We start from the raw sequence: 15,344 nt of genomic DNA, 5'->3' as shown, positions 1-15,344 counted from the left end.
AATATAGGACGGCATATCGCGCGCCGTTCAGGTCTGCCCAACTCAAATAACGTCGGGTTCAAACCGATTCCCTGGGTCCGCTCCCCAGCGCACAATCAACGGAATTTGATCGGCAGCGGCCTGTTCTAAAGGCGACATAAACATTTTAGGGGCTATAGCGGCTTATATTGCATCTGCGGTTATTGTCGGTTGAACCGATGGATAACCGCCAATATATTGAAACTCTGTGGTGGGAAGGGCTTTAGCTCCGATGGAGACTCCAAGAACAGACCCGAAGGCAAGGTAGCGCGATGTTCGCACCACGCGTCTTTGCGAGCATGATTGGCGCTTTGACGGTCTTTGCCATCGTCACCTATCTGCTGAACGGTTCGCTTACCTCGACCCTTATTCAAACCTTGATCTGCGCCGTCCTGATGCAGGTCGGCTATTTCTTGGCTGTCGTCTTTCTCGTCTGGAAGAAGGCCCGCGAACGCGACAGGCGGGCGGCCGAGAACGCACGCGCAACGACCGATGAAAAGCAGGCGGGTAAGGTTTCGACAGGGCGCCTGAACAGGCCGGGACACTTCAACCCGTAGGGCACGATGGGGAATTCCCCTCGCCGGCCGCGATGCGAAAAACAAAAATGTCAACGTTTTGACGCGGTTGCGACATGATCCCGTTGCATCGTGCAGCGCGCCGGCGAGTAAAACCAATGCCGGCCATGCCCGACGTAACGCTGGAGGCCACAATGACCGCAGCTGCAACGATGGACGTCTGTGTCATCATCGCCGCAAAAAATGCCGCCGAAACGATCGCAAGGGCTGTCGCTTCGGCTCTGGCCGAACCGGAGACTGCCGAGGTCATCGTCATCGACGACGGCTCGACCGACACGACAGCATCGGCGGCCCTGTCCGTTGCCGATGACACCGGACGATTGAACATCGTGCGCTTTGAGAAAAACAGAGGGCCGGCTGCAGCGCGAAACCACGCGATCTCGATCAGCCGCTCACCCATCCTCGCCATCCTCGATGCCGACGATTTCTTTCTGCCCGGCAGGCTCGCCCAGCTTCTGAGCGTACCGGATTGGGATTTTGTTGCCGACAACATCGCCTTCATGGACGAGACGGCTGCTGCCAGTGCCGCCGCCGACGTGGACCGTTTCCAGCCTGAGCCACGCCTTCTCGATCTCGCCGGCTTCGTCGAAGGTAATATCTCGCGCCGTGGTGTCAGACGTGGCGAGATCGGTTTTCTCAAACCCCTCATGCGGCGTGAGTTTCTCTCCAAGCATCAACTCGCCTACAACGAGACCCTACGCCTCGGTGAAGACTACGACCTCTATCTGCGGGCGCTTGCCAAGGGTGCACGCTACAAGATCATCCACAGCTGTGGCTATGCGGCGATCGTGCGTGGCAATTCGCTAAGCGGCAGTCACCGCACCGAAGACCTAAAGCGCCTTTATGAGGCAGACCGGGCCATTCTCGCCGACAATCAATTGAGTGCAGAAGCGACGGCCGTGATCCGCCGGCATGAACGCCATATCCGAGGGCGCTACGAGCATCGGCGTTTTCTCGACCTGAAACGCAAGGGCGGCCCGATCGCCGCCGTCACCTACCTGCTCGGCAAACCGGGGGCCGTTCCGGCGGTCGCCGGTGGGATCTTTGCCGATAAGACCGAACGTATGAGGTCAAGCAAGCCGGACGCCCCTGTGGAACTCGGTGGCTCGGGGCGGCTGCGCTATCTGCTGCCAGCCTCCGCTGAGTTGAGCTAACGATAGGTCAAACGGCGCCCGCTCCGGGCGCCGTTTGATTTTGGCCGTTAGAGATAGTCGCGACGGACGTTATCAAGAACGTCGCGGAATCGTGCCTTGCGTTCTGCAAGGACGCGGTCTTCGCTCAATTGCGGTTGCGCTCTGCTTGCCTGCCACAATGCCAGCGTCGACGGCGCCGCCAGAAGCTGCTTGGCCGCTCCACGCAGGAAAGTCTGCCTTGGCTGGGTCGCTCCAACGACCAGATCTCCGTCGATCTGCCGCCGGTTCGGGTCTTCACCATAGCTCTCGGCGATATCAAAACCCATTCCCCAGAACCGCGTGCCCTTGATCATCGCTTCAGCCCGGCTTGAAACCGGCACATGCCGAGGGCGGTAGGTCACACCGACCGTCCGAGCCCAATCGTTCCATTTGAAACTGTTGATGCTGTTCGACGTCGAGACCGCAACCCACGGTACGCGAAAGGCGTCCGCCAGGATCGCACCATGCATGGATTCCGCCACGATCAGCTCGGATTGCGCGATCTCCCGGATTACGGCTCCGGCCTCTCCGCGCGGGTCGATGTAGTGCAGGCCGACAGTGCCGCAGGTCGTCGGCCACATACCGGCAATCGCACTCTCCCAATGGGGCACGAAGCTGCGCTTATGGATCTTGGGCAAGTTCTGGAACTCCGGCATCTCGGCGACCATCACGGCCGGGTCGATAATGCCGCGTTCGGGCTCGATACCGACCTTTTCGGCTGTCAGCGGGCCGCGCACACTGCGAATGTCCCATTCCGCAGTATCGCGCATATCCGGAAGCGTGCCGTAGCCAAAGCCGCTGCCAAGCACCAATTTTCGCATGCCGTCGGGCAATAACGCTCGATTGAGCACCGTACCGACGCCGACGAGCAGAATGTCGTCATGGCTGTCGCGGAAACCAGGCAAGAGGAAATCCCAGAGCCAAAGATTGAGGTCGTCTCCAAAATTTCCGTGATGTGATTCCCAGTAATAGGGCTTCATAAGCGGTCCCTTCTCTCAAATAAAAATGTGTGTCCGGCGCCGCAAGCGGCGGGTCTTTGTCCCTCCCGAGGGATGCTGTCTTCGCGATCAGCGTTGCGGTGCTAGTTTGCCGACGGCCAGTTCAAGCGCGCTTTGCAGCAATTTCGGGTCCCGCCACACCCAGCGTGCGAGCAGCCCGAACTGTGGCGCCTTCTTGCGACGCAGGCGCCGTGCCTGGCTCCACAATGCCTGGCGGCGGGCCGTATGCTGGTAGGAGCGGATCGAGGCAACTTCCTGCGGCCGGCGCGAAAACCGGCCCTCAAGCGTTTCAAGTGCCACGAAGGTATTGAACTGCTGCTGCAGAAACTCCGGCGAATCGTTGTCGATCGAATGAAAGATGTTGATGCCCTCGCCGCGTTCCGCACCGGCGGCATCGCAAAGCACCACGCGTCGCGCCGACAACACGCAATCGCAGAAGAACAGCACGTCCTCGGCTGCCAGCCGGAGTGCGGCGTCGAAGCGGATGGTCTCAAACAGCGAGCGCCCGATCACCATGCAGGAAAGGTGCAGAAAGCTCCAATTCCTCAGCATGACGTTGGAAAGATCGGGAATTTCCACCACCAGCGGGCTCTCCTGCAGCCGGATGCAGGTATCGCTCTTCAGGAGATCGGCGACGCCGAAATGGTAGTAGAATGCATCGCCACCCGTTATCGACGCCCAATAACAATCGGCACCGAATCGCGTCAGGCCTTGATAGGCATTTTTCAGGTGATCCGGCGTCCAGACGTCGTCGGAATCGAGAAAAGCCACGAACTCCGAATCGTCAGGAACATGGTCGAGCCCGGTGTTGCGTGCGCCGCCTGGCCCCTGATTGGATTGGCGCACAACAGTGATGCGCTCGCGCATGCCTTCGCTGAGCGGCGCCAGTTCCTCATCGATCGGATAAGGAGATTGATCGTCGACGACCAAAACATGGAAGTCCTGGAAACTCTGGGCGAAGACGGACGAAAGCGCCCGCCGAAGGATGCCCGGCTCCTTCTGGTAGTAAGGAATAATAATCGTCAGCTTTGCCATCTTTTCGCCCCTGCGGTTTCTCTAAGAAGAGTCTTGCGTGGTCACCTCCCACCGGGTCGCGGCCGTATATCTATCGCCTGTCCTTTGTCACTCATCCTTTCAAAGGACTCACGGGATGTTCGCCATGCCCTCAACCGTCAATGCCAAATCCGTCACCCGTAACGTCGGCTGGAGCGTGCTCTCAAAGACAGGCACATTCGGGCTGAAATTTGTCACCGTGCCTATTCTTGCGCGCATCCTGACGCCAGAAGAGTTCGGAACGGTCGCCGTCGCGCTCACCGTCGTGCAGTTTCTGGCGATGATCGGCGGCGCCGGTCTGGCCTCCGCGCTGATCATTCAGCGCGACGAGGAAATGGACCTCGTCCATTCCGCATTCTGGGCGAATCTGGCGATTTCCATGCTGATGGCGCTTGGCCTTTTTGTCTTTGCTGCACCGCTCGCAACGCTGCTGGGGGCGCCGGAAGCTGCCTACCTGTTGAAGATCATGAGCCTGCTCATCCCGCTCCAGCTTGGCGGCGATGTCGCCTATGCGCTCCTGGCGCGACGCATGAATTTCAGCAAGGATGCCGCCTGGAGCATGATTTCGGAGACGCTCGGTGCGCTCGTCGCCGTCGCCATGGCGCTCGCCGGTTTCGGCGTGTGGTCGCTTCTGGGCCAACTCTTCGTATCGGCGTTAATCCGCCTTGCTGGGCTTTATGCCGTCTCCGGCTACGTGCCGAGACTGGTCTTCTCGTTTCGACGCGTATGGACATTGAGCCGCTTCAGTCTCGGCATGATGGGCTCCGAGATTGCCAATTTCATTACCTTCCAGTCGCCAATGGTAGTGATCTCCCGCTATCTCGGTCTTTCCGATGCCGGCGCCTATTCCGCCGCCAACCGCTTCTCCAGCATTCCCAACCAGATCGTTCTTTCAGCTGTCATGGGCGTGCTTTTCCCCGCCTTCAGTCATATGGGCGAGGATCGCGAACGCCGGTCGCAGGCGTTGATGCTGAGCACGCAGGTCACCACGGTGCTGCTTGCTCCAATGATGTTCGGACTGTGGGCGCTCGCCGAACCGGCGATGCTCGTCCTTTTCGGCAGCCAATGGGCGGCGGCCTGGCCGGTTCTAGGTCTTTTGGCATTGTCCAAGGGCATCCTGACCCCCTGCAGCACTTACGTGCCCTATCTCAAAGGTATCGGCCAGGGCGCAGTCCTGTTCTGGTGGGCCGTCATCCGGGCAATTATCACCACCAGTGCGGTCGCCTATGGGGCCATCAACGGCTCGCTGATCGACGCCATGATCGCGCTGTGCATCGTCAACGTTGTGACGCTGGTCGGATATTCATGGGTGGTGTTCCGGGCCGACCGTATGCCGTTCGTGAGAGGCTTCTTCGTCTCGACGCGGCCGATGTTTGCTGCCTTTGCGATGGCGCTTGCCGTGCGCTTTCTCCTTGAGAGGTTCGGCTCCTTAGTTCCCAACGCAATCGTACAAGTGCTGATCGGGGCTGCTATAGGCGGCTTCATCTATCTCGTTTTGATGGTGCTGACGGAGCGGCAATTGCTGGTAAAACTTCGGCAAATGGTCCGGGCGCGTGGTGCGGTTGCGACGGCTCCAGAGCCCGCGGAATGATAGGGGTTGGGGAAGGAAATAGTGCCTTACACTCGCCGCAATTCCCGTCGCCAGCGGCTAAAAACTTCGAATTGACAACGGCTAACAAAAAAAACTGCACAACTTTGGCTGACGCTCGTTGGCGCTGGATTCAATCACAGACTTCAGAACATGAGAATATGATCATGTTCCGCAACATGCGACAACCGGTGCACTTTTAAGGACTACTGAGGTCAATTCGCTATCAATTTGCGGTGAACTCGAAATGTGGCGAATGCTGCATTGCAACAAATCATGATCGATTCTTTTGCTGCACCGCCATATTTTTAGCCACGCCCCTGCCCTAGCTTAATCGTTGCGGGCTCTAGTCTGCTCTGTTGAAACGGCGCCGAAAATGACGCCGGCAGATAGGAGTGACGGATATCGTGGCTATGGACGCGAACATTTCCTCGCGGATCAATTTGATGCGCATCGTGCTGATCTCGGGCATCGTCTTCGTACATGTGCCGCATGATCCGCAAACCAGCCCGTTCCTGGGAACCTATGGGTTCCTGGACTGGCTGCGCGTGTTTCTAGGCGACAGCCTGTTTCGCGTCGGCGTTCCCTGCCTCAGCGCGATCTCTGGCTATCTCCTGTTCCGGCGGGGTCTGGACACGTTCGACTATAGAAAGACGTTTCGGACCAAAGCGCGCACGGTGCTGCTGCCCTTCCTTCTGTGGAACTTCGCGTTTCTGGCACTCGTCTATCTCGCACAGCTGAAGGGTATCGGCTTCGGCTACCTGCCGGATGTGGTCAATGCCACGCCGACCGAATGGCTGAGCCTCGCCTTCGCGCTCGAGGGCCTGCCGATCAACGTACCGCTCTACTTTCTGCGCGATCTGCTGCTGTGCATCCTGCTTTCGCCATTACTGGCCTGGCTGATCAAGCGCTATCCGCTGCAAACGCTCGGTGTTCTGCTCGCCTTCGCCGTGCTGCCGCTGCCGAACGGCATCTTCCTGAAGAAATCGATCCTCTTCGGCTTCTGCACCGGTATCTATGTGAGCCTGCACCGCATCGACGCCAAGCTGCTCGATCCCTATGCCCGATCGATCGCCGCCGTTTTCCTCGCTGCTGCTGTCGCGCTCTCGATCGTTCTTTACCAGACCGGTCCGGAGTTCCCAGTCTGGGTCGATATGCTGCGCAGCCTGACGGCACTTTCCGGCATCGTCGGGTCCTGGGCCGTTTCAGCGCTTCTCGTGCGCACCCGGGTCGGCGAACGCCTGGCGCGTGCCGGTGGCCTCAGCTTCTGGATCTTCTGTGCCCATTATCCCCTGCTCATCCTTTTCTGGATGGTCTGGAATCGCACCGAAATCACCGACTACCGCCTGTTCTATTTCACGATCCCGTTCATCACGATCGCCATTCTCGTTGCCGCGCATGGGCTCGCCAAGCGCCTGGCACCGGGCCTCACCGCCGTCCTGACCGGCAGCCGCACCGGCTCCTCCCAAGCCAATGCGCGCTCGGATACAGGCCGTCGCTCCGACTACTCGCCACAGCAAAGGACCTGACCATGAGATCGATCAGACCTCACCGCCTCGCCCTGCTCACATGTCTCGCCACCGGCCTCGCCGGCTCCGCAATGGCACAGGAAGGTGCCACCGGCACGTCGTTCCTGGACAACTTCGACACGCTCGACACCGGCCACTGGTATGTTTCGGACGGCTGGAACAACGGGCCGCACCAAAACTGCACCTGGTCGAAAGAACAGGCGGTAGTGGTTGACGGCATCCTTGAGCTGAAGTTCGAGGAGGGCAAGGCAGGCGAACGCAACTATGCCTGCGGCGAAGTCCAGACCCGCAAGCGTTTCGGCTATGGGACCTACGAAGCCCGCATCAAGGCTGCCGACGGATCGGGACTGAACTCGGCCTTCTTCACCTATATCGGTCCTGCCGACAAAAAGGCGCATGACGAGATCGACTTCGAAGTGCTCGGCAAAAACCCGGCAAAGGTTCAGCTCAATCAGTACGTCTCCGCCAAGGGCGGCAACGAGAAGCTCGCAGACGTACCGGGCGGCGCCAATCAGGGGTTCAACGACTACGCATTCGTCTGGGAAAAGGAGCGGATCCGCTACTACGTCAACGGCGAGCTAGTTCACGAAGTGACCGATCCGGCCAAGATTCCGAGCAACGCCCAGAAGATCTTCTTCAGCCTTTGGGGCACCGACACGCTTAGCGATTGGATGGGTACCTTTAACTACAAGGGACCGACAGCGCTGCAGGTTGACCGGATCGCCTTCACCGCACCCACCGACAAGTGCCAGTTCGCTGAATCCGTCGCCTGCAAATTGAACTGAGGACGGCAGAACACCGCCGCATCCGTGCATCGCAACGCAACCGTTGCGATGCACGATTTCTTGAAAAAAGCTTGGCTCGGGCTGAGCAGGAAAACGGATGTTTTCATGCTGCAGATACTCTATTTCGCGCAGGATCTGGCTGACCCTGCGGTTCGCCGTCGGATACTGATGCTCAAGGCGGGCGGCGCGCGCGTGACGCTTGCCGGCTTTCGCCGCGGCGCGAACGCGTTGGCTGCGATCGACGGCGTCGACCCGATCGAACTCGGCACGACGCGCGACGGTCGCTTTGCCCAGCGCGTCGCAGCGATCACCAAGGCATGCCTGTCGCTACCCGCCAAGTTGCGCGCGGTCAGCCGCCCCGACCTGATCATCGCCCGCAACCTCGATATGCTCGCCGTCGCCAACAAGGCGGTTTCCATGTTCGGCGGCGATGTTCCTGTTGTCTATGAATGCCTCGACATTCATCGGCTGCTTCTGCGCCAGGATGTGGCTGGACGCGCCATGCGCGCCAGCGAGGCCCATCTCGGGCGCAATGCGCGGCTTTTGATCACCAGTTCCCCCGCCTTCGTCGAGCATTATTTCCGCCCGCTTTCAGGGCTGGACACGCCAGTCATGCTACTCGAGAACAAGGTGCTGGAGCTCGGCGATCGAGACAGCCCGCAGGTCGCCGCAGCCACCACACCGCGACCGGACGGCCCTTGGCGGATCGGCTGGTTCGGCGCCCTGCGCTGCCGCAAGTCGCTCGCGCTGCTTTCGACGTTTTCGCGCCGCATGGAAGGCCGTTTCGAGATCGTCCTTCGCGGGCGGCCCGCCTATTCCGAGTTCGACGATTTCGACGGCTTCATTCGCAAGGAGCCGCACATGACCTTCCATGGCCCTTACCGCAGCCCGGAAGACCTCGGCGCGATCTACGACGAGGTCGATTTCACCTGGGCAATCGATTTTTTCGAGGAAGGCCAGAACTCCAAATGGCTGCTTCCGAACCGGCTCTATGAGGGTTGCCGATACGGTCGGGTTCCGATCGCCGTGCGCGGCACGGAGACGGCCCGTTTTTTGGCGGTCCGTGGTCTCGGTTTTCTGCTCGATGCGCCCGAGCCGGACAATCTCGTTGCGCTTCTTGGAGCCGTCGACGCCGATCGCTACGCCGATGCGTCCGGGCGGGTTGCCGCCTGCAATTCCGATACCTGGGTCTTTGGCCGCAACGATTGTGAAAACCTCGTAAGGCGCCTTTCGGCAATTGCATTGACAGCCCCGGAGCCCGCGACGCCCGTTTCTCAAGCCCGTCAAAACGAAGGTGGTTTGTCATGAACACAACAGATCTGACGTCGACGCGCAGCCTGATCGTCATCCCCTGCCTCAATGAGGCGGACCATATCGAAGCCCTGGTGGACAAGCTTCGTCCATCATTGGCGCCGCTCAATGCCGTCATCCTGATTGCCGATGGCGGCAGCACCGACGGCACGCGTGAAATCGCGGCACGGCTGGTCCAAAACGATCCGTCCGTCCTGACGCTCGATAACCCCAAGCGTATCCAGAGCGCTGCCATCAATCTTGCGGTCGCTGAATATGGCTCGTCCTTCGACTATCTCATCCGTATCGATGCGCACGGCACTTATCCTGATGATTATTGCCTAAGGCTGGTCGAGGAAGTGGTCACAACCGGCGCAGACTCCGTCGTGGTTGCCATGGAGACGGTCGGTTTCACGCCCTTTCAGAAGGCGACGGCCTATGCCCAGAATTCCAAGCTCGGAAATGGCGGCGCCAAACATCGGCTCGGCGCCACAAGCCATTGGGCCGACCACGGCCATCATGCGCTGATGCGCATTGCAGCCTTCACGGCAATCGGCGGCTATGACGAAAGCTTCAGCCACAACGAAGACGCCGAGTTCGACTATCGGTTCCGCAGGGCCGGCTACCGCATCTGGATGACCGATCGGACGAGCATGGTCTATTACCCGCGTGCCAAGATCGGGCCGCTGTTTCGGCAGTATTTCAGCTACGGCCGCGGGCGCGCCCGCAACGTGCTGAAGCATCGCGTCGTGCCAAGCCTGCGCCAATTGCTGCCGCTCGCAGTAGCGCCGGTCGCTATCGGCGCATTGCTGGCCGTCATCAACTGGGTTGCGGTCGTCCCGGTGGTGCTTTGGGCCGCAGCCTGCATCGGCTACGGCGCCTGGATGGCGCTTGGCCAGAAGAATCCCTACGGCCCACTGGCCGCGGTTTCGGCCATGGTGATGCACTTTGCCTGGTCCGCCGGCTTCTGGCGCGAGTTGCTCGACCTTCGCAGCAGGCGGGTCGCACCATGATTGAGGCAATGAAGACAATGGCTACTGGCTTTCGGGTCGACGTCGCGGTCTGCACTTTTCGCCGCCCCGAGCTCGCCGAAACCCTGCGCTCGCTGGCTGCCATCACCGTGCCGGATGCAACGGCAATCCGGATCATCGTCGCCGACAACGACATGCATCCGACGGCAACTGGGCTTGTCGATGCGTTGAGGCGGGAAATTCCGTTCGAGATCGACTATGTGCATTGCCCGGCCGGCAACATCTCTGTCGCCCGCAACGCCTGCCTCGATAATGCAACGGGCGACTACCTTGCCTTTGTCGATGACGACGAAACGGTGGCGCGCGATTGGCTGGTGCGGTTGTTGGAGACGGCCACTGCCACCCGGGTCGAGGCGGTTCTCGGTCCGGTCCGAGCCGAATATGACCCTTCGGCGCCGGCCTGGATGCGCCGCGGCGACTTCCATTCGACGCGACCTGTGTGGGTCGGCGGAGAGATCGTGACGGGCTACACCTGCAACGTCCTGCTCGATCGCAAAAGCCCGGCACTTGCCGGCCGGCGTTTCAACCTCGCGCTCGGCCGGACCGGCGGCGAGGATACGGAGTTCTTCACCCATATGCACAAGGCCGGCGGCCGTTTGGCCTATGCGCCGGATGCCCTCGTCTACGAGATCGTCCCGGAAAAGCGCGCCAGTTTCGAATGGCTGGCAAAGCGACGCTTTCGCTCCGGCCAGACTCATGGCCGCCTGCTTGCACAGACCGCTGCGGGCAGCGGAAAGCCGGTGGAGATCGTTCGTGCCGCCGCGAAATCCGTGTATTGCGCTGCCGCATGCCTCATCCTGCTCGCCTCGCCGGTTGCACGTTCGCGCTATGCCCTGCGCGCCGTCATGCATGCCGGTGTCGTCAGCGGTCTTTTCGGCGTTCGCGAGCTCGAGCAATACGGCACATCGGAAGTGGCGGCGCCATGACGACAACCAATCCTGACGTTAGCTTCGTCATCGCGGCCTTCAAGGCGACTGATACCATCACGCGCGCAATCGACAGTGCGCTCGCCCAGGAAGATGTCGCGGTCGAAGTCATCGTCGTCGACGATGCGTCGCCGGACGACACCGCAGCCGTCGTCGAGGCTATCGGAGATCCGCGGATCCGGCTGATCCGGCTTCCGGCCAACCAGGGTCCCGGAGGCGCGCGCAATGCCGGTCTTGATGCAGCCCGCGGCGAATGGGTCGCCATCCTCGACGCGGACGACACGGTTCGCCCCGGGAGACTTGCCCGCATGATCGCCCGCGCGCGTCGCGAAAGCGCTGATATCGCCGTCGATAATCTGGAAGTCCTGAACCTTGATGGTCGGCGCGAGCGGATGTTTGACGACACGACGCTTGAGAAGACACCAATACTCACCCTTGCCGCCTTCATCGAGTCGAACGTGCTTTTCCGCTCGACCTATAATTTCGGCTACATGAAGCCGATCTTCGAACGTCAGTTTCTTGAGCAGAAGCAGCTGCGCTTCAAGGAAGACATCCGCATCGGCGAAGACTATATCCTGCTCGCCTCGGCCCTTGCCGCAGGCGGGCGCTGTGTCGTCGATCCGTCCGCCGGCTATCGCTACCATATCCGCGAAGGTTCGATCTCGCGCGTGCTGGAGCTGCGCCACGTCGATGCGATGATCACCGCCGACGCCGACTTTCTCGGCACCCACGCCATCGAAGAAAGCGCGATGGCCATGCAGCGCAAGCGCAGCCGCAGCCTTTACGAGGCGCGCGCCTTCCTGCAACTCGTTGAGCACCTCAAATCCAGATCGCTGGGCAGCGCCGTCAAGACGGCACTTTCCAGCCCGCGCGCGCTCCGGCATCTCAGGATGCCGATCGCCGTGCGACTGCGCCGCCTCGTTGCGCCGCTGTCGCGCTTGAAGCCCGCCACAATGACGGTGGCGGCTGAACGATCCACCTCGGGCAAAAGCCCTCACACGAGAAAAGGATAATGCCATGGACCGTATCAGAACTGTCAGAAAAGCAGTTATTCCGGTTGCCGGCAACGGCACGCGTTTCCTTCCTGCGACCAAGGCTGTGCCGAAAGAGATGCTGACGATCGTCGATCGTCCGGTCGTGCAATATGCCGTCGAAGAAGCCCGCGAGGCCGGCATCGAACATATCGTCTTCGTCACCAGCCGTAACAAGCAGGCAATCGAAGACCACTTCGACGACACGCCTGAGCTGATTTCGTCGCTGACGCGCTCGGGCAAGAATGCCCAGATTTCCGAGCTTGAGAGCATGTTGCCCAAGGCAGGCTCCGTCAGCTTCACCCGCCAACAGGCGCCGCTCGGCCTCGGGCACGCCGTCTGGTGCGCCCGCGATCTGATCGGCGACGAGCCTTTTGCACTGCTTCTGCCCGACATGCTCTCCTATGGCGCGCGCGGCTGCATGGCCGGCCTGATGGACCTCTACAGTCAAACAGGCGGCAATGTTGTCGGCGTCGAACAATGCGCGCCGGAGGATGCCTCCAAATACGGCATCGTCGGCAAGGGATCGGCCGTTCCGCATGGTTTTGCGGTCACCGAAATGGTCGAAAAGCCGAAAGCTGGAGAGGCGCCGTCGAACTTCTACCTCAACGGTCGCTACGTTCTTCAGCCGGAAATCTTCGGCATTCTCGCCCGCCAGCAGCGCGGCGCCGGCAACGAGATCCAGCTGACAGACGGCATGCTGAAGCTCTCCAAGGATCAGGCGTTCCACGCCCACCCCTATGATGGCCGAACCTTCGATTGCGGCTCCAAGCATGGGTTTATCGAGGCGAACGTCGCCTTCGCTCTTGCCCGCTCGGATATCGGCGACCTGGTCTACGAATCCGTCAGGGACATGGTTTTGTCTCACGAAGGCCGCATCCGCGCGGCATAAACCCGGTTTCCGGCGCCCCAATTGTGGGGCGCCGGCCGATCGACTGTATAAAAAACGGACAGAGCGACCCAATGAAACAAAGAAGTCTACCGTTCAGTAGCGTCCTGCCCCGCGAAGCCGAGGAATCCGATGGTTTCATCGACCTCGACCGGCTCTTTTCGGTGGTGGTTCGTCGCGGCAAGACAGTCGGGCTGTTCGTCGCCCTGTTCGTCGTTCTCGGCGGTGTCTACCTGCTTTTCGCCACGCCGAACTATACCTCGATGACGCAAATCCTGCTCGACGAGAACCTCTCGAAATACGCGGAAGAAGAGGCTTCGCCGCAAAACAGCCAGTTGCTCGATACCCAACTTGCCAGCGCCGTCGAGATCCTCAAATCAGGCGAATTGGCTCTGCGCGTCGTCGACAAGATCAACCTTGCCGACAACGGCACGATCCTCAATCCGCCGCGCTCGCCTTTCGGGGTGGTCAAGGACTGGATGAAATCGATCACAGGTGTCTTTTCGGGCGGTTCTGCGGTTTCCGAAGAGGCAGCGCGTAGCGGCCGGCGACAGAAAGCTGCCGCGCTCATCCAGCAGGGCCTTGCCGTCGAACGCGTGTCGCGAAGCTCGGTCGTCGCCCTTTCCTATCGTTCCAGCGACCCGCAACTGGCGGCGAAAGTGGTGCGCGCCTATGCCGATTCCTACCTGACCGACCAGTTGAACGCCAATTTCGAGGCAACCGAACGGGCGTCCGTGTGGCTGCAGGAGCGCCTTGCTGATCTAAGACAGCGTTCGCAGGTCGCTTCGCTTGAAGTCGAACAATACCGAACCGACAACGGGCTGACCTCGGCGCGGGGCGAGCTGATGTCCGAACAGCAACTTTCTGACCTGAACAGCCAGCTCATTATCGCCCAGGCAGACACGGCCACCGCTTCGGCCCGCTACAAGCAGTTTCAGGCAATCGTTGAACAAGGCCCGGAGAAAGCCGTCGATAACGCGACGATCTCGTCGAAGGACGGCGACAATTCGGTGATCCGTGACCTCCGAACCCGCTACCTCACTGTCGGCAAGCGCGAGCAGGAAGTGACACAGAGTTTTGGCGCCGATCACCCGCAGGCCGTATCGCTGCGGTCAGAGAAGAACGATATCGGCCGCCAGATCTTCCAGGAACTGCAGCAGCTGACTTCAAGCTATCGCAACGAATACGAAGTCGCGCAGTCGCGCGAGGCGTCGCTGCGCGAAAACATCGAGGGAACCACCGGCCGGAACTCCAACGCGAACCGGTCGCTCGTCCATCTGCGCGAGCTCGAGCAGAAAGCCGCTGCTTTGAAGACGCTCTATGAATCCTATCTCGGCCGCTATGAGCAGGCCGCACAGCAGCGCTCCTTCCCGATCGCCAAGGCACGAGTGATTTCCGAAGCAGGCGTGCCCGTTTCGCCCTCAAGCCCGAAGAAAACGATGATCCTTGCCCTCTCCGCCGTGCTCGGCATGATGGCAGGTGGAGCTTTTGCAGCGTTTCAGGAATTCCGAGAGCGCACCTTCCGTCTCGAAGGCGACGTGCGCTCTATCCTCGGGCATCGGTCGCTCGGTTATGTCCCGCTAATCGGCCCGCGCGCGCCGACAGCCACAGACCAGATGCGTGCCCGGTTGGTGAAGGACAAGGGACCACCCCAACCGACACCGGAGCCGGTGCCTTTCGAACGCGTCAGCCGCATCGTGCTCGACGCGCCGCGCTCCTCCTTTACCGAGACGTTCCGCAACGCCAAGCTCGCCTGCGACCAGATGCTGCATGGCAACTCATGCCGGGTAGTCGGCATCGTGTCGGCCGTTCCAGATGAAGGCAAGTCGATCGTTGCGGCCAATTTTGCCGCCCTTCTCGCCGCCAGCGGCAAGCGAACGCTGCTGATCGATGCGGATATCCGCAAGCCCGGCTTGAGCAAGATGATCAACCCGGCACCCAAGACCGGTCTTGTCGAGGCGCTGACCGGCGAAACGTCCTGGCCGGCCGGCATCAAGATAGACCATCAGACGAAGCTTGCGATCTTCCCCGTCGGTGGCGAGGCCTCCAACCACTATCCGCATGACAGCCACGAGTTGCTCGCATCACCGGCCATGGCGGGCCTCATCGAGAATGCGCGCAAATCCTTCGACTATGTGGTCGTCGACCTCGCAGCGCTCGCCCCCGTCGTCGACGCCAAGGCGTTTTCGCCGCTTGCCGACGGGTTCCTCTACGTGGCCGAATGGGGCCGCACACCGTCACGGCTCGTGCGCGACCTCCTCCATGCCGAACCGCAGATCAACGCCAAGGTCCTCGGCGTCATTCTCAACAAGACGGACATGCGGGAACTGGCGAAATACAGCGATTTCGGCGCCGCTGAACATTATCGCCACCGCTTCGAAAAATATTACGTCGACAACGCCGCGACCCGGCGCGAAGCAGAGCCGGTCTGAACGACGGGAGCCCAACTCGCTTGGGCT

General features: G+C 60.6%; 13 protein-coding genes. 11 read left to right on the top strand and 2 right to left on the bottom strand.

Translation table 11 applies throughout. The features are described from left to right. The first annotated feature begins 290 nt into the window (after positions 1-290). Together ABIE33_RS20215 and ABIE33_RS20210 are read left to right on the top strand one after the other, a co-directional pair. Entirely contained in the window at positions 291-575 is a 285-nt protein-coding gene (locus ABIE33_RS20215; protein WP_429128584.1) for an exopolysaccharide production repressor protein, read from the top strand. A 152-nt stretch (positions 576-727) separates the two neighbouring features. Beyond that, positions 728-1,747: a glycosyltransferase family 2 protein gene (locus ABIE33_RS20210; RefSeq protein ID WP_429128581.1), complete on the top strand. Its 1,020-nt coding sequence runs from the start codon at positions 728-730 to the stop codon at positions 1,745-1,747. A gap of 47 nt (positions 1,748-1,794) precedes the next feature. Here the strand turns inward: ABIE33_RS20210 and ABIE33_RS20205 are convergent, their stop codons facing one another. After that, complete coding sequence (locus ABIE33_RS20205) at positions 1,795-2,745, bottom strand: polysaccharide pyruvyl transferase family protein (protein WP_429128578.1); 951 nt, start codon at positions 2,743-2,745, stop codon at positions 1,795-1,797. An 87-nt stretch (positions 2,746-2,832) separates the two neighbouring features. Further along, positions 2,833-3,798 (bottom strand): glycosyltransferase family 2 protein, encoded by a 966-nt coding sequence (locus tag ABIE33_RS20200; protein ID WP_429128576.1) that lies wholly within the window; start codon positions 3,796-3,798, stop codon positions 2,833-2,835. Between the two features lie 124 nt (positions 3,799-3,922). Between ABIE33_RS20200 and ABIE33_RS20195 the strand changes: the two genes are divergently transcribed. The 9 genes from ABIE33_RS20195 (at position 3,923) to ABIE33_RS20155 (ending at position 15,317) form a co-directional block, all read left to right on the top strand. Continuing rightward, positions 3,923-5,407, top strand: coding sequence for a lipopolysaccharide biosynthesis protein (locus ABIE33_RS20195; protein ID WP_429128574.1), 1,485 nt, complete (start codon positions 3,923-3,925; stop codon positions 5,405-5,407). A 410-nt stretch (positions 5,408-5,817) separates the two neighbouring features. Further along, a complete protein-coding gene (locus ABIE33_RS20190) occupies positions 5,818-6,933 on the top strand; it encodes an acyltransferase family protein (protein WP_429128572.1) in 1,116 nt (371 codons plus the stop codon). A gap of 2 nt (positions 6,934-6,935) precedes the next feature. Next, on the top strand, positions 6,936-7,718 hold the full coding sequence (locus tag ABIE33_RS20185) for a glycoside hydrolase family 16 protein (RefSeq protein ID WP_429128569.1): 783 nt from the start codon (positions 6,936-6,938) through the stop codon (positions 7,716-7,718). A gap of 105 nt (positions 7,719-7,823) precedes the next feature. Continuing rightward, positions 7,824-9,026, top strand: a complete 1,203-nt coding sequence (locus ABIE33_RS20180) for a glycosyl transferase family 1 (protein ID WP_429128566.1) — start codon at positions 7,824-7,826, stop codon at positions 9,024-9,026. Then, positions 9,023-10,021, top strand: coding sequence for a glycosyltransferase family 2 protein (locus ABIE33_RS20175; RefSeq protein WP_429128563.1), 999 nt, complete (start codon positions 9,023-9,025; stop codon positions 10,019-10,021). The genes ABIE33_RS20180 and ABIE33_RS20175 overlap by 4 nt, the downstream gene beginning before the upstream one ends. A 17-nt stretch (positions 10,022-10,038) precedes the next feature. Continuing rightward, entirely contained in the window at positions 10,039-10,965 is a 927-nt protein-coding gene (locus tag ABIE33_RS20170; RefSeq protein ID WP_429128561.1) for a glycosyltransferase, read from the top strand. Next, the gene (locus ABIE33_RS20165; RefSeq protein WP_429128558.1) at positions 10,962-11,978 is read left to right on the top strand and encodes a glycosyltransferase family 2 protein; all 1,017 of its coding nucleotides are present in this window, start codon (positions 10,962-10,964) and stop codon (positions 11,976-11,978) included. The genes ABIE33_RS20170 and ABIE33_RS20165 overlap by 4 nt, the downstream gene beginning before the upstream one ends. Before the next feature lie 4 nt (positions 11,979-11,982). After that, entirely contained in the window at positions 11,983-12,888 is a 906-nt protein-coding gene (locus tag ABIE33_RS20160) for a UTP--glucose-1-phosphate uridylyltransferase (protein ID WP_429128555.1), read from the top strand. 71 nt (positions 12,889-12,959) lie between these two features. Further along, positions 12,960-15,317, top strand: coding sequence for a polysaccharide biosynthesis tyrosine autokinase (locus ABIE33_RS20155; RefSeq protein WP_429128552.1), 2,358 nt, complete (start codon positions 12,960-12,962; stop codon positions 15,315-15,317). Positions 15,318-15,344 lie beyond the last annotated feature (27 nt).

The organism is Ensifer sp. 4252 (genome assembly GCF_050434565.1).
Lineage (GTDB): Bacteria > Pseudomonadota > Alphaproteobacteria > Rhizobiales > Rhizobiaceae > Ensifer.
Note: the sequence above shows the minus strand (reverse complement) of the source record. Positions and strands in the feature narration are given on the sequence as shown.